This is a genomic window from Pseudacidovorax sp. DMC4 (genome assembly GCF_056314265.1).
In genome coordinates, this window is sequence record NZ_JBQUYR010000009.1 from 176,642 (window position 1) to 195,794 (window position 19,153).

Sequence of the window (19,153 nt, forward strand, 5' to 3'; positions counted from 1 at the left end):
AAAACGGTGAATGCTAGTCGCCTGGGGCCGGCCCGGATAGGTCAGTGACCCGGCAGGTAGATGTACTTGAACAGGAAGATCCCGCCGATCACCCACACCATCCAGTGCGCCTCCCGCGCCCGGCCGGTGATCAGCTTCAGCACCGCATAGCTGATGAAGCCGAAGGCCAGGCCATTGGCGATGGAATAGGTGAAGGGCATCGCCAGCGCGGTGATGGCCGCGGGGATGACCTCGGTGGTCTCGTTCCAGTCCAGTTCGGTCAGGTCCCTCAGCATCAAACATGCCACGAAGAGCAGGGCCGGCGCCGTCGCATAGGCCGGCACCACGCCGGCCAGCGGCGCGATGAACAGGCAGGCCAGGAAGAGCACCGCCACCGTCAGCGCCGTCAGGCCCGTGCGGCCGCCGGCCTGCACGCCCGCCGCGCTCTCCACATAGGCCGTGGTGCTGGAGGTGCCCAGCAGCGAGCCCGCGAAGATGGCGCCCGAATCGGCCAGCAGCGCCTTGTTGAGCCGGTCCATCTTGCCCGGCACCAGCAGGCCGGCACGCTTGGCCACGCCCATCAGCGTGCCGGTGGCATCGAACAGCTCGACCAGGAAGAACACCAGGATCACATTCAGGATGCCGCCAGCCAGCGCGCCCTTGATGTCCAGCTGCAGCAGCGTGGGCACGATGGAGGGCGGTGCCGACACCACGCCCTTGAACTGGTTGCCGGCGAAGAAGAAGCTGGCCAGCGTCACGGCCACGATGCCGATCAGGATGGCGCCCGGCACCTTGAGCCGGTCCAGCATCACGATCAAAAAGAAGCCCAGCACCGCGAGCACGGCCGCGGGCTGGTGCAGGTCGCCCAGCGTGACGTAGGTGGCCGGCGAGGCGGCGACGATGCCCGCGCTCTTGAGCGCGATCAGCGCCAGGAAGAGGCCGATGCCCACCGTGATGGCATAGCGCAGCGACAGCGGAATGCCGCGGATGATCAGCTCGCGGATGCGGAACAGCGTCACCAGCAGGAACAGGCAACCCGAGACGAACACCGCCCCCAGCGCGGCCTGCCAGGTGAAGCCCATGTGCTGCACCACGCCGTAGGCGAAGTAGGCATTCAGGCCCATGCCCGGTGCCAGCGCGATCGGGTAGTTGGCATACAGGCCCATGATGGCCGAGCCCAGCGCGGCGATGACGCAGGTGGCGACGAACACGGCCTCCTTCGGCATGCCCGCGTCGCCCAGGATCGAGGGGTTGACGAAGATGATGTAGGCCATCGTGAGGAAGGTGGTCAGGCCTGCCAGCAGTTCGGTGCGCACGGTCGTGCCGTGCTCCTGCAGCTTGAACAGCCGCTCGATCGCATTCATGGGTCTTGTCTCCGGTGTTGTTGTGAATGAAGGAAGCGAAAGGAATCAGGGGCCGCCGGGCTGACGCAGCGAGGCGGCCGCGTTCTTGACCTGCTCGCGCAGCCACTGGGCCGCACTCGACGAATGCGTGCGCTCGTGCCAGAGCTGGTAATAGAGCAGACGCGGCAAGGTGGCCGGGCAGTCGAGGATGCGCACCGGCAGCTGCTGCGCAAAGCGCTCGCAGAACTGGCGGCCGGTGGTCAGCACCAGCAGGCTGCTGGCCACCATCTGCGGAATCAGGCTGAAGTGCGCGCAGCGCGCCGTGATGTTGCGCTGGCGGCCGATGGCGTCGAGCAGCTGGTCGATGATCCCGCGCGCGCCCGGGTGCGTGGGCGTCGGCGCGATGTGCTCGGCCTCCAGCCAGGTCTCGAAGTCCCAGCCGCGGCGCACCGCGGGGTGCTCCTGGCTCACCATCGACACCACCTCGTCGCCGAATAGGCGCGACATGTGCAGGTCTTCGGGCGGCTTGAGCCAGTTGCCGATCACCAGGTCCAGCGTGCCTTCGGCCAGGTGGGCGTGGTAGTCGGAATCGGACGAAAGCGGATGGATCTCGATGCGCGTGAGCGGTGCCAGCCGCTTGATCTGGGTCACCACCAGCGGCAGGAACAGCGGATCGAGGTAATCGTTGGCGGCGATGCGGAAGGTGGTGGCCGCCGTCTGCGGATCGAAGCCGCGCACGTCCGAGAACAGCATCTCGGCGGCGCGGAGGATGCTGGCTGCGGGCTCGATCATGCGCAGGCCTGCCTCGGTGGGCACCATGCCGGAGCCCGAGCGCACCAGCAACGGATCGCCCGACAGCTCGCGCAGCCGCTTGAGCGCGGCCGAGACGGCCGGCTGGTACATGCCCAGCCGCAGGGCAGCGCGCGAGACGCTGCGGTCGGTGAGCACGGTATAGAGCACCCGGATGAGGTGCAGATCGATCTTGTCGAAGAGGGCCTGGTCTCGCATGGGGCCTCACTCTGCCAGAGACAGGCAACGCCCGGCCCCGTGGCGGGGCCATGGCGACGACGGTCCCGGCCGAACGATCAGGCGGCGGCGGGAGCGGACTGGACCGCGTTCAGTGCACGCAGGATCGCTTCGCTGGTGGCCGGTGCCCGCAGCGGTGGATCGACCCGGTGGCCGCCCGCGGCCGACACGGCATCGCGGATGGCAAAGAGCACCGAGAAAGGCAGCAGCAGCGGCGGCTCGCCGACAGCCTTGCTGCGGTGGATGGAATCCTCGGCATTGGGGCCGTCGAAGAGCCGCACGTTGAACACCGGCGGGCAGTCGTTGGCCGTGGGGATCTTGTAGGTGCTGGGCGCGTGCGTCAGCAGCTTGCCGTTGCCCGGGTGCCAGACCAGCTCCTCGGTGGTGAGCCAGCCCATGCCCTGGATGAAGGCGCCTTCGACCTGACCGATGTCCACCGCGGGGTTGAGCGAACGGCCGGCATCGTGCAGCACGTCGGCACGCAGCAGCTTCCATTCGCCGGTCAGGGTGTCGATGACCACCTCGCTCACCGCCGCGCCATAGGCGAAGTAGTAGAAGGGATGGCCCTGCATGGTCTGTGCGTTCCAGTGCAGGCCGGGCGTGCTGTAGAAGCCGTCGGACCACAGTTGCACCCGGTCGGTGTAGGCCTCGGCCACCAGCGTGGCGAAGGTGAGTTCGCGCCCGGCCACCTGCACCTTGCCATTGGCGAATTGCACCGCGTCGGGCGTGCCGCCATGGCGGCGCGCGGCGAAGTCGGCGAGCCGCTCGCGGATCTGGCGGGCCGCGTCCTGCGCGGCCTTGCCGTTGAGGTCGGCGCCGGTCGATGCGGCCGTGGCCGAGGTGTTGGCCACCTTGGTCGTGTCGGTGGCTGTGGCGCGCACACGCTCGAATTCCACGCCCAGCTCGTGCGCCACCACCTGCGCCACCTTGGTGTTCAGGCCCTGGCCCATCTCGGTGCCGCCGTGGTTCACGAGGATGGAGCCGTCGGTGTAGACGTGCACCAGCGCCCCGGCCTGGTTGAAGTGCGGCACGTTGAAGCTGATGCCGAACTTGATCGGCGTGAGCGCCATGCCGCGCTTGAGCACCGAGCTCTTGGCGTTGAAGGCCGCGATGGCCTCGCGACGCTCGCGATAGCTGCTCGAATCCTCGAGCTGGTCGACAAGCTCGTGGATCACGTTGTCGCGCACCGTCTGGCCGTAGGGCGTGACGTTGCGCTCGGTCTTGCCGTAGAAATTGGCACGGCGCACGTCGAGCGCATCGCGGCCGAGCTGGCGGGCGATGGAGTCGAGCACGTACTCCACCGCGATGGCGCCCTGCGGCCCGCCGAAGCCGCGGAAGGCGGTGTTGCTCTGCGTGTTGGTGCGGCCCGAGAAGCCATGCATGCTCACCTCGGGCAGCCAGTAGGCGTTGTCGAAGTGGCACAGGGCGCGGGTCATCACCGGGCCGGACAGGTCGGCAGAGTGGCCGGCGCGCGAGACCATGCTGATCTCGGCGCCGAGGATGCGGCCTTCGTCGTCGAAGCCCACTTCGTACTCGTACCAGAAGCAGTGACGGCGGCCGGTGATCAGGAAGTCGTCGTCGCGGTCCGGGCGCAGCTTGACGGGGCGACGCAGCTTGTTGGCCGCCACGGCGGCGATGCAGGCGAACAGGCCCGACTGCGATTCCTTGCCGCCGAAACCGCCACCCATGCGCCGGCATTCGATGTGCACCTCGTTGGAATGCAGGTGCAGCGCATGCGCCACCAGGTGCTGCATCTCGGTGGGATGCTGGGTCGAGCAGTAGACCTGCATCGTCCCACCTTCCTTGGGGATGGCGTAGCTGATCTGGCCTTCGAGGTAGAACTGCTCCTGGCCGCCGACGTCGAGTTCGCCCTTCAGGCGGTGCGGCGCGGCCTCGATGGCGGCACGCACGGCCAGCCCCTTGTCGCTGCGGGTCAGGTGCATGGGCGGCACCACGTACTGGCCGCGGGCATGCGCCTGCTGCGGCGTCAGCACCGGCTCGGCCGGTGCCACGCGCGCGGCTTCCTTGGCGCGCGCGGCGGCGCGGCGGGCCTCGGTGCGGGTGCGGGCGATGACGGCAAAGAGTGGCTGGCCCAGGAAGCGGATCTCGCCGTCACAGAGCAACGGATCGTCATGCACGATCGAGCCGCAGTCGTTGGCGCCCGGAATATCGTCGGCCACGATCACGTCCACCACGCCGGGCATGGCGCGGATGGCGTCCAGGTCCAGCCCTTCCAGCCGGCCGGCCGCCACGGGCGACAGGCCCAGCGCGCAATGCAGCGTGCCGGCCAGCTCGGGCAGGTCGTCGGTGTAGGTGGCCTCGCCGGCCACGTGCAGATGGGCGGATTCGTGCGGGCGGCTGATGCCCACGCGGGCACCCTGGGCCAGGGCCTGGGCTTCGGCCCGGGTGTCGATGCGGGCGGCCGTGTTGGCGGCGTAGTCGGCGAAGGCCTCGGCGGACTGCAGCAGGGCGGGGTCGATCGGCTTGTTCATCGTTCAGGCTCCGAAGGCAGGGGCGTGGGGCATCACCGTCCAGACGCCGGTCTCCTGCGCCTCCAGCGGCTCGTCGGCGCGCGTCTCCAGCCAGAAGCGCTGCAGCAGGTTCTGCGCCACCTGCAGCCGGTAGTCGGCCGAGGCGCGCAGGTCGGTCATCGGCTTGAAGTCCTGGGCAAGTGCGGCCTTGGCGGCTTCGACGGTCTGCTGGGTCCAGGGCTTGCCGACGAGGGCGGCTTCGGCCTGGGTGGCACGGCGCACGATGGCGGCCATGCCGCCATAGGCCAGGCGGATGCTGCGCACCACCTCGCCGTCCAGCTCCAGCGCGAAGCCGGCGCACAGGGCCGAGATGTCGCAGTCGAAGCGCTTGCTGATCTTGTAGCCGCGCAACTGGCGCTCGAACGCCGACAGCGGCAGCGCGATGCCCTGCACGAACTCGCCGCTCTGCAGCTGGTTATTCATGTAGTCGACGTAGAAGTCGGTCAGGGGCATGCGGCGCACGCAATGGCCCTTGCGCAGTTCCACCTCCGCATCGAGCGCCATGAGGATGGGCGGCGAGTCGCCGATGGGCGAGCCGTTGGCCACGTTGCCACCCAGCGTGCCCGCATGGCGGATGGGCGGCGAGGCGAAGCGCAGCCACACGTCCTGCAGCGAGGGCGCGCGCTGCACGATGGCGGACCAGGCGTCTTCGAGCGAGACGGCGGCGCCGATCCACAGCTCGTCCTGCTCCACCACGTCGATGCGCTTGAGCTCGGGCACGTTGCCGATGTAGAGGATGTCGCCCAGGTCGCGGAACTGCTTGTTGACCCACAGGCCGATGTCGGTGGAGCCGGCCAGCAGCCGCGCCTGCGGCTTGGCCACGCGCAGTTCGGCGAAGGCCTCCAGGCTGACGGGTGCGTGGAAGTGGTCGATGCGGTGGCCGAGCGGCGCGGCGTAGTCGAAGGTGGCGTCGGTGCGCAGGGCCTGCAGTGCCTGCACCACGGGGGCGGTATCCAGCCTGACCGGCGGCAGGTCGAACATCTTCTGGCCGGCGTCGAGGATGGGCCGATAGCCCGTGCAGCGGCACAGGTTGCCCGACAGCTCGTCGGCCAGCTGCTGGCGCGTCGGCCGGCTGCCGCGGGCGCCGTGCTGCTCGTAGCTGGCCCACATCGACATCACGAAGCCCGGGGTGCAGAAGCCGCATTGCGAACCGTGGCAGTCCACCATCGCCTGCTGCACCGGATGCAGTTGCTGGACAGGGTGCTTGGAATGACGCTCGCCGTCGTGCACGCAGGCCGTCTGCGCCTTGAGGTCTTCGACGGTGAACAGCGCCTTGCCATGCAGCGTGGGCAGGAACTGGATGCAGGCGTTGACCGTCTGCAGCTTCAGCCCGCCGACGGCGCCGGATTCACCTTCGGCGGCCAGTTCGCCGATCACCACGGTGCAGGCGCCGCAGTCGCCCTCGTTGCAGCCTTCCTTGGTGCCGGTGCAGCGCGCGTCCTCGCGCAGCCAGTCGAGCACGGAGCGCGTGGGATGCACGCCGTCGACCGCCACCACGCGGCCGCGGTGGAAGAACTGGATGGGTTGGGTGGAGGTGCTCATGGATCTCGTGGGGGCAGCGAAGCCGCAGGCGGCGCGGCGATGGGCGAAGTTAGTCGGAGTCGAGCTTACGCGGATACGCCCTGGGCCATAGAGGCCATCCGCCAATCGTTATGCGCTGCGCGTGGGCACCCTCGCCATGCACCGTGGCGTCACCTGCGCGACCCATGCTGGTGCCGCAGGCCCTGCGGCGGTGCAGCATCCGGTCAGGCCGGCAGGCCAGTGTCCTCGCCGAACAGGCGCACGATCTCGCCGCGCAGCCAGCGGTTGGGCGCATCGTCCTCGAAGCGGCGGCTCCAGTGCAGGGCCACGCCGAAATCGCGCAGGGGAAAGTCGGGTTCGACGATGGCGAAGCCGGCGCCTTCGCCGAAGCTGCGGGCGATGTTGCGCGGCATGACCACCGCCAGGTCGGTGTCGCGCACGATGGCAGGCAGCACCATGAAATGCTCGGTCACCAGCCGCACGCGCTCCTCCAACTCCATCAGCTGCAGGATGCGCAGGGTGTCGGCATGCGAGCGCACGGCCACGAAGTCCAGCGTCTGCAGCGCCGCCAGCAGCGCCTTGCCGCGCAGGGTGCGGCGGGCGAAAGGATGGCCGTCGCGCACCAGCACGATGTAGCGGTCGTTCAGCAGGTGCTGGCGCCGCGTGTCCTTCACCTTGGGCAGGAAGCCGAAGGCCAGGTCGATGCGGCCCTCGTCCAGCGCGGCAGCGATGTCCTGCGGGCGCAGCGGCAGCGTCTCCAGCCGCACGCCGGGCGCCAACGCGCGCAGGTGCTGCATCAGCGGCGGCAGGAAGCGGCCCTCGCCGATGTCGCTCATGTGGATACGGAAGGTCTTGCGCGAGCGGGCCGGGTCGAAGCGCTCGGGCTCGGCCACGGCCTCATGGAGCGCCGCGAGCGCCGCCCGCACGGCCGGCGCCAGCCGCTCGGCCCGCGGCGTGGGCGCCACGCCGCCGGCCACCCGGGTGAACAGCGCGTCGCCCAGCGCCAGCCGCAGCCGCGTCAGGCCATGGCTGACCGCCGGCTGGGTGAGGCCCAGGGCCTCGGCGGCGCGGCTCACGTTGCGGGTGTGGTGCACGGCATCGAAGACGCGCAGCAGGTTCAGGTCCAGCTTTTCCATATGCACGCCGTTCATAACACTTAGCGGGTCCATTGCATTGAGGACATGCCCCAGGCGCCGGACACTCCGCGCTTTCGCATGAGCGGCCCCCCGGGCTGCGGTGGCCGACGCCCCTGGACGCGCGGCCAGGCCCCCACGACGGAGAGACAAGAACATGGAAGTTTCCTTCAGCAAGGAAGTGCAGGCGCTGCGCCTGGGCGCGGGCCAGACCTTCCACGGCGAGGGCATCCTGGCCATCACCAAGGGCCTGCTGCAGGCCGGCGTGGCCTACGTGGGCGGCTATCAGGGCGCGCCGGTGTCGCACCTGCTGGACGTGATGGTGCAGGGCCGCGACTACATGCAGGAGTTGGGCGTGCACGTCGAGGCCTGCTCCAACGAGGCTTCAGCCGCGGCCATGCTGGGCGCCTCCATCCACTACCCGCTGCGCGGCGCCGTCACCTGGAAGTCCATCGTCGGCACCAACGTGGCGGCCGATGCCCTTTCCAACCTCAGCTCGCCGGGCGTGACCGGCGGCGTGCTGATCGTGGTGGGCGAGGACTACGGCGAAGGCGCCAGCGTGATCCAGGAGCGCACCCATGCCTATGCGCTCAAGTCCAGCCTGTGCCTGCTGGACCCGCGCCCCCACCTGCCGACCATGGTGCGCATGGTGGAGGAAGGCTTCAACCTCTCCGAGGCCTCGAGCATGCCCTGCATGATGGAGCTGCGCATCCGCGCCTGCCACGTGCGCGGCAGCTTCGACTGCAAGGACAACCGCGCCCCGGCCGTCAGCACCCGCAGCCTGATGGAGGAGCCGGCCCGCTTCGACTACGAGCGCCTGGCCCATCCGCCCGTCACCTTCGGCCACGAGAAGCGCAAGAGCGCCGAGCGCATTCCGGCCGCGCAGCGCTACATCGCCGAGCACGGCCTGAATGAGCTGATGCCCGGCCCACGCGAGGACCTGGGCATCGTGGTGCAGGGCGGGCTCTACAACGCCCTCATCCGCGCGCTGCAGCAGCACGGCTTGGCCGATGCCTTCGGCCAGAGCGAGATCCCGATCCTGGTGCTCAACGTCACCTACCCGCTGGTGCCGGCGCAGATCGTCGACTTCGCCGCCAGCAAGCGCGCCCTGCTGGTGGTGGAGGAAGGCCAGCCCGAGTACATCGAGCAGGACATCGCGACGCTGCTGCGCCGCCGCGACCTGCAGACGCCGCTGCACGGCAAGGACCTGCTGCAGATGGCGGGCGAGTACACCACCGAGGTGTTGACCCGTGGCCTGGCCGCCTTCGCCGCGCGCTACCTGCCCGAGGGCGCCGGCCAGACCGGTACCGACTGGCTGGCCGCCAACGACGCGCGCCGCCGGGCCGTGGCCGAGCTGCTGGGCAAGCCGCTGCCGGGGCGGCCGCCGGGCTTCTGCATCGGCTGCCCGGAGCGGCCGGTGTTCTCGGCCCTCAAGCTCGCGCAGCAGGAAGTGGGCAAGGTGCACATCGCCGCCGACATCGGCTGCCATGCCTTCGGCACCTTCGAGCCCTTCAGCGGCGGCCATTCGATCCTGGGCTACGGCATGAGCCTGGCCAGCCGCGCGGGCGTCTCGCCCATGATGCAGCGGCGGGTGCTGTCGATCATGGGCGACGGCGGCTTCTGGCACAACGGCCTGCTCACCGGCGTGCAGAGCGCCCTCTTCAACGGCGACGACGCCGTGCTGCTGATCTTCAAGAACGGCTACACCAGCGCCACCGGCACGCAGGACATCATCTCCACGCCCGACGAGGACACCAAGGCCCGCGCCGAGGACAAGCAGCAGAGCCTGGCCCACAAGAACCACACCATCGAGGACACGCTGCGCGGCCTGGGCGTGAAGTGGATGCGTACGGTCCATACCTACGAGGTGGCGACCATGCGGGCCACGCTGACGGAGGCCTTCACGACCTCCTTCGAAGGGCTGAAGGTCATCATTGCCGAAGGCGAATGCCAGCTGGAGCGCCAGCGCCGCATCAAGCCCTGGATCGCACAGCTGCTCAAGAAGGGCGAGCGCGTGGTACGCGTGAAGTACGGCGTGGACGAGGACGTGTGCAACGGCGACCACGCCTGCATCCGCCTGTCGGGCTGCCCCACGCTGACACTCAAGGACAACCCCGACCCGCTGAAGGTGGACCCGGTGGCCACCGTCATCGACGGCTGCGTGGGCTGCGGCCTGTGCGGCGCCAATGCGCATGCGGCCACGCTGTGCCCCAGCTTCTACCGGGCCGAGGTGGTGCAGAACCCGCGCTGGCACGAGCGGCTGCTGCACGGCCTGCAGTCCGCCCTGGTGCGCGCCCTGCGCCCGGCATGAGGAGCAACCCATGCCCGCTTCGCTCCATCCCCGCTTCGACACCATGAATCCCATCGCGTCCGCGAATCAACGCCCCCTCACCCTGCTGCTGTGCGCCCTGGGCGGCGAAGGCGGCGGCGTGCTCACCGAATGGCTGATCGAGGCCGCCCGCCATGCGGGTTACGCGGCGCAGAGCACCTCGGTGCCCGGCGTGGCCCAGCGCACCGGCGCCACCACCTACTACGTCGAGGTCTTCCCGGTGCCGCTGGCGCAGCTGCAAGGGCGCCAGCCGGTGTTCAGCCTGGTGCCAGCCCCGGGCGCCCTGGACGTGATCGTCTCCTCCGAGTTGCTGGAGACCACGCGCCAGATCGCCAATGGCATGGCCGACCCAACGCGCACCCAGGTCATCACCTCCTCCAGCCGCAGCCTGACCACGGCCGAGCGCATGGCGCTGGGCGACGGCCGGGCCGATGCGGCGCAGCTGCTGGAGGTGGTGCGCCGCTTCAGCCGCGCGCACCAGGTGCTGGACATGGCGGCGATGGCCCGCGAATGCGGCACCGTCATCAGCAGCATCATGTACGGCGCCATCGCCGGCAGCGGCGTGCTGCCCTGGCCGCGCGCGGCCTTCGAGGCGGCGATCCACGATCCGGCCTCGGGCAAGGCGCCGGGCGCCACCGCGGCGGCCAGCCTGCGCGGCTTTGCCCGGGCCTACGAGGCGGTGAATGCACCGCGGCAGCAGGCGGCCTTCGTCGATGCGCTGCTGAAGGACCCGAAGGTGGAAGCCACGCCGGCCCCGACGCTGCCCGCCGACCTGGCCAGCCGCTTTCCGCCCGCCGTGCACGAGATGATGGCCCTGGGCCATGCGCGCACGCTGGAGTACCAGGACGGGGCCTACGCAAGTCGCTACACGGACCGCCTGGCGCGCGTGCTCGATGCCGAACGCGCGTCCGCCCCCGCGGGCGCGCACGGCTGGGCCATCACCCGCGAGATGGCCCGCTGGCTGGCCCTGTGGATGGCCTTCGACGACATCGTGCGCGTGGCCGCGCTCAAGGCCCGCGCCAGCCGCGCCGAACGGGTGCGCATGGAGGTCAAGGCCGGCGAGGCCGACCTGCTGCGCGTCTACGACCACTTCAAGCCCGGCGTGCCGGAATTCGCCGCCCTGCTGCCGCCCGCCCTCGCCCGCCGGCTGCAGGACTGGGACCGCGCCCGCCAGCGCCGCGGCCAGTCGCCGTGGGCCCTGCCGCTGAAGGTGGGCAGCCACTCGGTCATGGGCATGGCCGCGCTGCGGCTGCTCGCCAGCCTGCGCCGGCTGCGGCCCATCGGCAGCCGCTTCGCCGAGGAGCAAAGGCTGATCGAGCACTGGCTGGCCGCCGTCCAGGCCGGCGCGCGCGAGGACTGGGCCCTCGGCCACGAACTCGCGCTGTGCGGCCGCCTGATCAAGGGCTACGGCAGCACCAACGAGCGCGGCAAGGCCAACCTGCTGCACATCGTCGACCACCTGGCCCGCAGCCCAGGCCGCACGCCGGCCGAGCGCGCGCAGGCCATTGCCGCGGCCCGCGAGGCCGCGCTGGCCGACGAGGCCGGCACCGCCCTCGACGCCACCCTGCGGGCGCACGGCGCGCCGCCGCGCCCGGTGGCCGAGCAGCCCATCCGCTGGATGCGCCGGCCGCCCCGCTCGCAGGGCCAGGGCGCCTGAGACACCGAGACCCCCAATAGACCAAGAAGGAGACAAGCGATGACCTCTCATCCCCACCCCGCCATCCGCAACCCGCGCCGCCGCCTGGCGCTGACCCTGGCCGGTGCCGCGTGCGTGGCCGCCGCCCTGTCCGCCCCGCTGGCGGCCCATGCCCAGGCCTGGCCCGCCAAGCCGATCCGCGTGGTCGTCAACTTCCCGCCCGGCGGCGCCGCCGACCAGTTGGCGCGGCTCGTGGGCCAGCCCCTGTCGGAGGCGCTGGGCCAGCCGGTCGTGGTCGAGAACCGCGGTGGCGCCAACGGCAACATCGGCGGCGAGGTGGTGGCCCGCGCCCCGGCCGACGGCTACACGCTGCTGATGAGCTCCGGCGGCATGGTGTCGGTGAATCCGCACCTGTACGAGAAGATGCCCTTCGATCCCGCCAAGGACCTGGTGCCGGTGGCCGCCGCCGCGCGCGTGCTGGTCTACCTGGTGATCCGGCCCGAGCTGCCGCCCAAGAACATCCAGGAGTTCATCGCCTACCTCAAGGCCCGGCCGGGCAAGCTCTCCTACGGCTCGCCCGGCGTCGGCAGCTCGCCGCACCTGGCGGGCGAGATGTTCAAGTCGCAGACCGGCACCTTCGCCACCCATGTGCCCTACCGCGGCGCGGCGCCCGCGCTGCAGGACCTGCTGGCCGGCCAGATCGACTACTACTTCGACCCGGGCATCGCGCTGCAGCAGGTCAAGGCCGGCAAGCTGCGTCTGCTGGCGGTGGGCAGCCCGCAGCGCTCGCCGCTCTTTCCCGATGTGCCCACGCTGGCCGAGGCCGGCCTGAAAGGCTTCGACGCCGACACCGTGTTCGGCTTCTACGCGCCGGCCGGCACGCCCGCGCCGGTGATCGCGCGGCTCAACACCGAGATCAACAAGGTGCTGGGGCTGCCGATGGTGAAGGAACGCATCCAGCAACTCGGCGGCGAAGCGGCGCCCGGCACGCCGGCCGCCTTCCACGACCGCGCGATGGCCGATTCAACGCGCTTCGGGGCCATCATCAAGGAGCGGGGCATCAAGGCCGATTGAGGCCCGCCCCGCCCGCATGAGCCCCTCTGCCCTCGGCGACGGGCGAGGAGGCTCCCCGGTCGCGCCGCCGTTAACCTGCCGCCATGTCCAAGACCATCACCTACACCGCCCGCGTCGAATTCGGCGACTGCGACCCTGCCGGCATCGTCTGGTTTCCCAACTTCTTCGGCTGGATCGACGCCGCCTCGCGCCATTTCTTTGCCGGCTGCGGCGTGCCGCGCTGGGAAGAGACGACACGCACCCTCGGCGTCGTCGGCACGCCGCTGGTGGACACCCAGGCCCGCTTCGTCAGCACCGCCAGCTATGGCGACACGCTCCACTTCGCCGTGCAGGTCCGCGAGTGGCGCGAGAAGAGCTTCGTGCAGGCCTACCGCGTGACCCGCGACGACCCCGAGGGCGAGACGCTGATCCTCGAATGCGAGGAAGTGCGCATCTTCGGCGGCAAACGGCCCGACGGGCGGCTGCGCGCGCTTCCCATTCCGCCCGAGATCCGTGCCTTGTGCGAGTGAGCCGGCGCCCTGCGCCCCGGCGCGGGAGACCTCAACAGCGCGGCACACGCGCCTACACGCGGATGGGCAGCCGCAAGGGAACATCCGGCGGCTCGTGACGTCGGCCGAGCGCAGCGCCTCGACGCAGACGGCCCGCCCGTCCGGGGCCGCGGGGGCCGGGGCCGCGCCGTCCCTCCTGCCCCTACGTCCGTCCATGATCCACACCATCGCCCTGCAACCGGCCCCTGGGGGCTCGCCATCCGCCGCCAGCGGGCGCTGCAAGGGCTGCCGCGAAGGCGAGGTGCCGCTCTTTCCCTTCAGCTTCGCCTACCAGCCGATCCTGGACCTCCAGGCTGGCGAGATCTGGGCGCACGAGGCGCTGGTGCGCGGGCCGGACGGCGAAGGCGCCATGACGGTGCTCGACCAGGTCAATGCCGACAACCGCTACCGTTTCGACCAGGCCTGCCGCGTCAACGCGATCCGCATCGCCGCCGCGCTCGGCATAGACACGCGCCTGTCGATCAACTTCCTGCCCCAGGCGGTGTACCGGCCGGAGATCTGCATCCGCACCACGCTCGAGGCAGCCGACAAGTACAGCTTTCCGCGCGACCGCATCGTGTTCGAGGTGACCGAAGGCGAGCGGGTCAGCGACGGGCCCTGGCTCGCCTCCATCCTCACCGAGTACCAGCGCTGCGGCTTCCTGACGGCCATCGACGACTTCGGCGCCGGCTACGCGGGCCTGACGCTGCTGGCCGACTTCCAGCCCGATGTCGTCAAGCTGGACATGGCCCTGGTGCGCAACGTCGACACCAGCCGCGCGCGCCAGGCCATCACCCGCGGCATCCTGCGCATGTGCGAGGAGCTGGCCATCACGGTGGTCGCCGAGGGGGTCGAGACGGCCGGCGAGCGCGACTTCTTCCTGCACGAGGGCGTGCGGCTGATGCAGGGCTACCTGTTCGCCCGGCCGCGCTTCGAGTCCCTGGCGCCGAAGGCCGAGATCTTCGGCTGAACCGGCGCCGGGCGGCCCCGCCTCAGTCCGGCATCACCAGCAGCGCGCGGAAGTCGTTGACGTTGGTGTGCGTGGGCCCGGTCACCAGCAGGTCGCCGAGTGCATCGAAGAAGCCATAGGCGTCGTTGCGGTCCAGGTGGTCCGACAGCTTGAGGCCGCGTTGCGCCGCGCGGGCCAGCGTATCGGGTCCGACGAAGGCGCCGGCGTTGTCCTCCACGCCGTCGATGCCGTCGGTGTCGGCGGCAAGCGCCCACACGCCGGGCTCCCCCATCAGCGCGCCGGCCAGGCCCATGCAGAACTCGCCCGCGCGTCCGCCCCGCCCCTTGGCGGTGCCGGGCGGGCGCTGGCGCACGGTCACCGTGGTCTCGCCGCCAGACAGGATCACGCAGGGCCGCGCGAAGGGCGTGCCGTGGCGCGCCACCGCGCGGGCCAGGGCGGCGTGCACCTTGCCGACCTCGCGCGACTCGCCTTCCATGTCGTCACCCAGCACATGGGCGTCGATGCCCGCCGCGCGGGCCGCCAGCGCGGCCGCCTCCAGCGACTGCCGCGGCGTCGCGATCAGGTGCACCGCATGGCCGGCAAACGCGGCATCGGCCGGCTTGGGGGTTTCGAGGCAGCCGCCGCGCAGGCCTTCCATGACGCGGGCCGGCAACTCGATGCCGTAGCGCTGCAGGATGGCGAGGGCGTCTGCGCAGGTGCTGCCGTCGGGCACCGTGGGGCCGCTGGCGATGACGGCCGGGTCGTCGCCGGGCACGTCGCTGATGGTGAGCGTGACCACCCGGGCCGGCGCGCAGGCCGCGGCCAGCCGGCCACCCTTGATGCGCGAGAGGTGCTTGCGCACGCAGTTCATCTCGCCGATGTGCGCGCCCGATTCGAGCAGCTGGCGGTTGATGCGCTGCTTGTCCTCCAGCGTCAGCCCCTCGGCCGGAAGCGTCAGCAGCGCCGAGCCGCCGCCGGAGATCAGGCACAGCACCAGGTCGTCGGCCGTGAGGCCATGCGTGAGGGCGAGCATGCGCTCGGCGGCGCGCAGGCCGGCGGCGTCGGGCACGGGGTGCGCGGCCTCCACCAGCTCGATGCGCGACGGCACGCTGGCCGGCCGCGGCGGGATGTGGCCATAGCGCGTGACCACCAGGCCCGACAGCGGGGCGTCCTGCGGCCAGAGGGCCTCTAGCGCCTGCACCATGGAGCCCCCGGCCTTGCCGGCGCCCAGCACCAGCGTGCGGCCGCGCGGCGGCGGGGGCAGGTACTGGCCCATGCGCGCGAGGGGCAGCGCCTGGTGCACGGCGACACGGTAGAGGTGTTCGAGGAAGGCGCGCGGCTGCTGCTTCGGATCAGGAAGGGAAGCGGACGCGGTGTCGGATGCGATCATGTTCTTTGTCTCCAGGGACCCGGCAAAGCCGCCGAGGTCTTTGAATGCGCGAGAGGACTGTACCGATGAAAACCCTGCTGATCCGCCACGCGAGCTGCGTGGCGACCTTCGACGACGCGCGCACCGAGCTGCGCGATGCCTCGGTGCTGGTGCGCGGCCACCGCATCGAGGCCATCGGCCCCGCGGCCGACCTGCCGCAGCAGGCCGACGAGGTGATCGATGCCCGCGGCCATCTGGTCATGCCGGGGCTGGTCAACACCCATCACCATATGTACCAGTCGCTGACGCGCGCCATACCGGCGACGCAGGACGCGGAACTCTTCGGCTGGCTGCGCGGGCTCTACCCGATCTGGGCCGGGCTCACGCCCGAGATGGTGAACGTCTCCACGCAGGTGGCCATGGCCGAGCTGCTGATGTCGGGCTGCACCACCAGCAGCGACCATCTCTACATCTATCCCAACGGCGTGCGGCTGGAGGACAGCATCGAGGCCGCGCAGTCCATCGGCATGCGCTTCGTCGCCTCGCGCGGCGCCATGAGCCTGGGCCAGTCCAAGGGCGGCCTGCCGCCCGACCGCGTGGTGGAGGACGAAGAAGCCATCCTGCGCGACACCGAGCGCCTGATCACCACCTGGCACGACCGCAGCCATGGCGCCATGGTCAACGTGGCGGTGGCGCCCTGCTCGCCCTTCTCGGTCAGCCGCGAGCTGATGCGCGATGCCGCGGCCCTGGCCCGTCGGCATGGCGTGCGCCTGCACACCCACCTGGCCGAGAACGACCACGACATCGCCTTCACCCGCGAGAAGTTCAACTGCACGCCGGCCGAGTACGCGCAGGAGCTCGGCTGGCTGGGCGACGACGTCTGGCATGCCCACTGCGTGAAGCTGGACGAGGCCGGCATCGGCCTGTTCGCGCGCACGCGCACCGGCGTGGCCCACTGCCCCTGCAGCAACATGCGCCTGGCCTCGGGCCTGGCGCCCATCCGCCGCATGCTGGATGCGGGCGTGCCGGTGGGCCTGGGCGTGGACGGCAGCGCCAGCAACGACGGCGCGCACATGGTGGGCGAGGCGCGGCAGGCGTTGCTGCTGGCGCGGGTGCGGCGATCGCTCGATGCCTTCGGCTGCGACCACGGCCCGGCCGAGATGACCGCCCGCGACGCGCTGGCCATGGCCACCCGCGGCGGCGCCCAGGTGCTCGGCCGCGCCGACATCGGCCACCTGGCGCCGGGCATGTGCGCCGACCTGGCCCTGTTCGACCTGCGCACCCTGGGCTTCGCCGGTGGCGCCGTGCACGACCCCGTGGCCAGCCTGCTGCTGTGCGCCAGCCCGCAGGCGGCGTACACGGTGGTCAACGGGCGGGTGGTGGTGCGCGAAGGCCAGCTGGCGACGGTGGAATTGCAACCGCTGGTGGAGCGGCACAACCGGCTTGCGTTTGAGCTGGCGCGCACCATGCCGTAGCGCTGGGGTCATGAGTCGTAGCTCTTGAATCGGTAGAAATTGCTTATCGGTGGCTTTTTTATATTCGTCTCTTCCGCCATTCCGCGAAAAGGCTGAACAATAGAGGTGCAACAAGATTGAGGAGAAGAGATATGTTTCGAAAGAGCGTTGCTGCAGTTTTGACGTGTGCCACGATTTTTCTGGTCGGTTGTGCGAGCCCCGTGCCACGGGTTGAGATAGCACAAGAAAAGTTGGCAAAGATCAAGACAATTTCAGTTGTCCGCGTCCCGGAACCGAAGACGTATACCGTCCTCAATATCGGCCATCCCGGGATGGCATTTGGACTGATTGGCGGATTGATCGCCGCCGCTGATCAAAACAACAAGCAGGAGACACTGTCAAAGGCCTACCGGGAGCAAGGCATCGCCATCAACAACGTCCTGGTGGCCGAGTTGGTGAAGGAACTTAATGCTCAGGGCTTTATTGCACAAGAACAAGATGCCCCGTGGAAAGAAGCGGATAACAGGTACAGCCTAAAGTTTGAAGACATTCAAAGCACCGCTGACGCGGTTCTCGTGGTGTCGCCGACCATAGAGGGCTTTGTTTCCCCCCAGGGCAGTACGTTGTACCTACCAACCATCACCGCACCTGCCACACTGCTCGGCGATGACAAGAAGAATCCGATGTACCGCGGCTTTCACGCAGTCGGATGGAGCCCGACTGCAGAGGGGTGGCGGTCGACGGAAGCCAAGAACACGTACCCAAACTTCGGTGCGTTGATGGCAGACCCGAAGGCCAGCGCGCAGTCACTTGAAGATGCCGCCAGGAACCTGGCCCAATCCGTATCACGCGACCTCAAACGCGCATCAAATACTGCTAGGAACTGAAGCGACAACCAGCGGATGCCCCTTTGAAGAGCGCCCCTGCGCCCTTCATGAGCGTTTGCTGTGCGCCCGACTTCATTGCGTCTTCGCCCCGCCCTGGAACCAGCGCCCGATCAGCGCTCGCTCGGCCTCGGTGATGCCGGTGGCGTTGTTCATCGGCATGATCTTCGTCACCACCACCTGCTGGTAGACGGCCTGCGCATGCACGGCCACCTGCTCGGGCGAGTCGAGCCGCACGTTCTTCATCTGCACGGCGGCGCCGTGGCACAGGTAGCAGCGCTGCTCCAGCACCTTCTGCACCTCGGCATAGGCCACGGGCGCGGCCTGCGCGGCGGCGGGTTGCGGCGCCACGGGCTCGGGCTTCATCCAGACGATGGTCAGGCCCAGGACGGCGATGCCGAGCATGGCGTAGGGCAGCGGGTTCTTCGCGTTGCCCAGCTTCCAGCGATGGCGCACCACGAAGAACTGGCGGATGGCGGCGCCGCCCAGCATGATCAGCAGCAGCACGATCCAGTTCTGCGGATGCGTGTAGGTGAAGCTGTAATGGTTGGACAGCATCGCGAACAGCACCGGCAGCGTGAAGTAGGTGTTGTGCACGCTGCGCTGTTTGCCGCGCTGGCCGTGGATCGGGTCCACCGGCTTGCCCTCGCGCAGGGCCGCCACGCTCTTGCGCTGGCCCGGGATGATCCAGAAGAACACGTTGGCGCTCATGGTCGTGGCCATCATGGCGCCCACCAGAAGGAAGGCGGCGCGTCCGGCGAACCAGTGGCAGGCCAGCCAGGCCGCGAAGGCGATGAAGAGCGCGATCAGCACGCCGACGATGGTGTCGCCGTTCTTGCGTCGGCCGAAGATCTGGCAGATGCCGTCGTACACCATCCAGAACACGACGAAGAAGGCGAGTGCGACGGCGATGGCGGCACCGGGCTGCCAGTCCATCTTGCTCTTGTCGATGAGGTAGGTGCTGGCGTTCCACAGGTACGACACCGTGAAGAGCGCGAAGCCGCTCAGCCAGGTGGAGTAGCTTTCCCAGAAGGACCAGTGCAGGTGCTCCGGAATCTTGCGCGGCGCCACCGCGTACTTCTGCATGTTGTAGAAGCCGCCGCCGTGCACGGCCCATTGCTCGCCGCCCACGCCCTTGTCCAGCGATTCGGCGTCCTTGGGCTTCTCGAGGCTGTTGTCCAGCATCACGAAGTAGAAGGAGGCACCGATCCAGGCGATCGCGGTGATGACGTGGAGCCAGCGCAGCAGCAGGTTGGCCCAGTCGAGGTAGTAGCTTTCCATCGCTCAACCCTGAGGTGATGAGAGTTCTGTCCTGCTCACCACCGCGGGCGCTGTAAGCAGAAGGTGCCGCGAACGCTTGGCATCGGGGGGCCGATGCGCCTCATCGCTCCGCTGCGG

Annotated in this window: 14 protein-coding genes; 7 read left to right on the top strand and 7 right to left on the bottom strand. The window is 69.6% G+C overall.

Annotated elements, in window-relative coordinates; genetic code table 11:
* Window positions 1-41: 41 nt before the first annotated feature.
* The 5 genes from ACT54X_RS18265 to ACT54X_RS18285 all read right to left on the bottom strand — a co-directional run bounded on the left by ACT54X_RS18265 (window position 42) and on the right by ACT54X_RS18285 (window position 7,551).
* The gene (locus ACT54X_RS18265; protein ID WP_294372778.1) at window positions 42-1,343 is read right to left on the bottom strand and encodes an NCS2 family permease; all 1,302 of its coding nucleotides are present in this window, start codon (window positions 1,341-1,343) and stop codon (window positions 42-44) included.
* 45 nt (window positions 1,344-1,388) lie between these two features.
* Window positions 1,389-2,330 carry a LysR family transcriptional regulator gene (locus ACT54X_RS18270; protein WP_294372782.1) on the bottom strand — a complete coding sequence of 314 codons (942 nt, stop codon included), beginning with the start codon at window positions 2,328-2,330 and terminating at the stop codon, window positions 1,389-1,391.
* Window positions 2,331-2,407: 77 nt separating this feature from the next.
* Window positions 2,408-4,840 carry a xanthine dehydrogenase molybdopterin binding subunit gene (xdhB, locus tag ACT54X_RS18275; RefSeq protein ID WP_476347701.1) on the bottom strand — a complete coding sequence of 811 codons (2,433 nt, stop codon included), beginning with the start codon at window positions 4,838-4,840 and terminating at the stop codon, window positions 2,408-2,410.
* Window positions 4,841-4,843: 3 nt separating this feature from the next.
* Entirely contained in the window at window positions 4,844-6,421 is a 1,578-nt protein-coding gene (gene xdhA, locus ACT54X_RS18280) for a xanthine dehydrogenase small subunit (protein ID WP_476347703.1), read from the bottom strand.
* Between the two features lie 203 nt (window positions 6,422-6,624).
* On the bottom strand, window positions 6,625-7,551 hold the full coding sequence (locus tag ACT54X_RS18285) for a LysR family transcriptional regulator (RefSeq protein WP_476347705.1): 927 nt from the start codon (window positions 7,549-7,551) through the stop codon (window positions 6,625-6,627).
* Between the two features lie 139 nt (window positions 7,552-7,690).
* Between ACT54X_RS18285 and ACT54X_RS18290 the strand changes: the two genes are divergently transcribed.
* The 5 genes from ACT54X_RS18290 (at window position 7,691) to ACT54X_RS18310 (ending at window position 14,069) form a co-directional block, all read left to right on the top strand.
* Window positions 7,691-9,844 (top strand): thiamine pyrophosphate-dependent enzyme, encoded by a 2,154-nt coding sequence (locus ACT54X_RS18290; protein WP_476347707.1) that lies wholly within the window; start codon window positions 7,691-7,693, stop codon window positions 9,842-9,844.
* A gap of 10 nt (window positions 9,845-9,854) precedes the next feature.
* Window positions 9,855-11,519, top strand: a complete 1,665-nt coding sequence (locus tag ACT54X_RS18295) for an indolepyruvate oxidoreductase subunit beta family protein (RefSeq protein ID WP_476347709.1) — start codon at window positions 9,855-9,857, stop codon at window positions 11,517-11,519.
* Between the two features lie 39 nt (window positions 11,520-11,558).
* Window positions 11,559-12,572 carry a Bug family tripartite tricarboxylate transporter substrate binding protein gene (locus ACT54X_RS18300; protein ID WP_476347711.1) on the top strand — a complete coding sequence of 338 codons (1,014 nt, stop codon included), beginning with the start codon at window positions 11,559-11,561 and terminating at the stop codon, window positions 12,570-12,572.
* An 83-nt stretch (window positions 12,573-12,655) separates the two neighbouring features.
* Window positions 12,656-13,081 carry an acyl-CoA thioesterase gene (locus tag ACT54X_RS18305; protein ID WP_294372797.1) on the top strand — a complete coding sequence of 142 codons (426 nt, stop codon included), beginning with the start codon at window positions 12,656-12,658 and terminating at the stop codon, window positions 13,079-13,081.
* Between the two features lie 193 nt (window positions 13,082-13,274).
* Window positions 13,275-14,069 carry an EAL domain-containing protein gene (locus ACT54X_RS18310; RefSeq protein WP_354320035.1) on the top strand — a complete coding sequence of 265 codons (795 nt, stop codon included), beginning with the start codon at window positions 13,275-13,277 and terminating at the stop codon, window positions 14,067-14,069.
* Between the two features lie 22 nt (window positions 14,070-14,091).
* Here ACT54X_RS18310 and ACT54X_RS18315 read toward each other — a convergent pair whose 3' ends face one another.
* Window positions 14,092-15,438 carry a glycerate kinase type-2 family protein gene (locus ACT54X_RS18315; RefSeq protein ID WP_476347714.1) on the bottom strand — a complete coding sequence of 449 codons (1,347 nt, stop codon included), beginning with the start codon at window positions 15,436-15,438 and terminating at the stop codon, window positions 14,092-14,094.
* Window positions 15,439-15,503: 65 nt separating this feature from the next.
* Between ACT54X_RS18315 and ACT54X_RS18320 the strand changes: the two genes are divergently transcribed.
* The gene (locus tag ACT54X_RS18320; protein WP_476347715.1) at window positions 15,504-16,892 is read left to right on the top strand and encodes an 8-oxoguanine deaminase; all 1,389 of its coding nucleotides are present in this window, start codon (window positions 15,504-15,506) and stop codon (window positions 16,890-16,892) included.
* Window positions 16,893-17,023: 131 nt separating this feature from the next.
* On the top strand, window positions 17,024-17,758 hold the full coding sequence (locus tag ACT54X_RS18325; protein WP_354320038.1) for a hypothetical protein: 735 nt from the start codon (window positions 17,024-17,026) through the stop codon (window positions 17,756-17,758).
* A 72-nt stretch (window positions 17,759-17,830) separates the two neighbouring features.
* Here ACT54X_RS18325 and ACT54X_RS18330 read toward each other — a convergent pair whose 3' ends face one another.
* Window positions 17,831-19,036 (bottom strand): urate hydroxylase PuuD, encoded by a 1,206-nt coding sequence (locus tag ACT54X_RS18330; RefSeq protein WP_476347717.1) that lies wholly within the window; start codon window positions 19,034-19,036, stop codon window positions 17,831-17,833.
* Between the last annotated feature and the right edge of the window lie 117 nt (window positions 19,037-19,153).

Bases quoted from the DNA above. Each gene is read 5' to 3' on its own strand.
- ACT54X_RS18265 (WP_294372778.1), bottom strand. From the start codon at position 1,343: ATGAATGCGATCGAGCGGCTGTTCAAGCTGCAGGAGCACGGCACGACC.
- ACT54X_RS18270 (WP_294372782.1), bottom strand. From the start codon at position 2,330: ATGCGAGACCAGGCCCTCTTCGACAAGATCGATCTGCACCTCATCCGG.
- xdhB (WP_476347701.1), bottom strand. From the start codon at position 4,840: ATGAACAAGCCGATCGACCCCGCCCTGCTGCAGTCCGCCGAGGCCTTC.
- xdhA (WP_476347703.1), bottom strand. From the start codon at position 6,421: ATGAGCACCTCCACCCAACCCATCCAGTTCTTCCACCGCGGCCGCGTG.
- ACT54X_RS18285 (WP_476347705.1), bottom strand. From the start codon at position 7,551: ATGAACGGCGTGCATATGGAAAAGCTGGACCTGAACCTGCTGCGCGTC.
- ACT54X_RS18290 (WP_476347707.1), top strand. From the start codon at position 7,691: ATGGAAGTTTCCTTCAGCAAGGAAGTGCAGGCGCTGCGCCTGGGCGCG.
- ACT54X_RS18295 (WP_476347709.1), top strand. From the start codon at position 9,855: ATGCCCGCTTCGCTCCATCCCCGCTTCGACACCATGAATCCCATCGCG.
- ACT54X_RS18300 (WP_476347711.1), top strand. From the start codon at position 11,559: ATGACCTCTCATCCCCACCCCGCCATCCGCAACCCGCGCCGCCGCCTG.
- ACT54X_RS18305 (WP_294372797.1), top strand. From the start codon at position 12,656: ATGTCCAAGACCATCACCTACACCGCCCGCGTCGAATTCGGCGACTGC.
- ACT54X_RS18310 (WP_354320035.1), top strand. From the start codon at position 13,275: ATGATCCACACCATCGCCCTGCAACCGGCCCCTGGGGGCTCGCCATCC.
- ACT54X_RS18315 (WP_476347714.1), bottom strand. From the start codon at position 15,438: ATGATCGCATCCGACACCGCGTCCGCTTCCCTTCCTGATCCGAAGCAG.
- ACT54X_RS18320 (WP_476347715.1), top strand. From the start codon at position 15,504: ATGAAAACCCTGCTGATCCGCCACGCGAGCTGCGTGGCGACCTTCGAC.
- ACT54X_RS18325 (WP_354320038.1), top strand. From the start codon at position 17,024: ATGTTTCGAAAGAGCGTTGCTGCAGTTTTGACGTGTGCCACGATTTTT.
- ACT54X_RS18330 (WP_476347717.1), bottom strand. From the start codon at position 19,036: ATGGAAAGCTACTACCTCGACTGGGCCAACCTGCTGCTGCGCTGGCTC.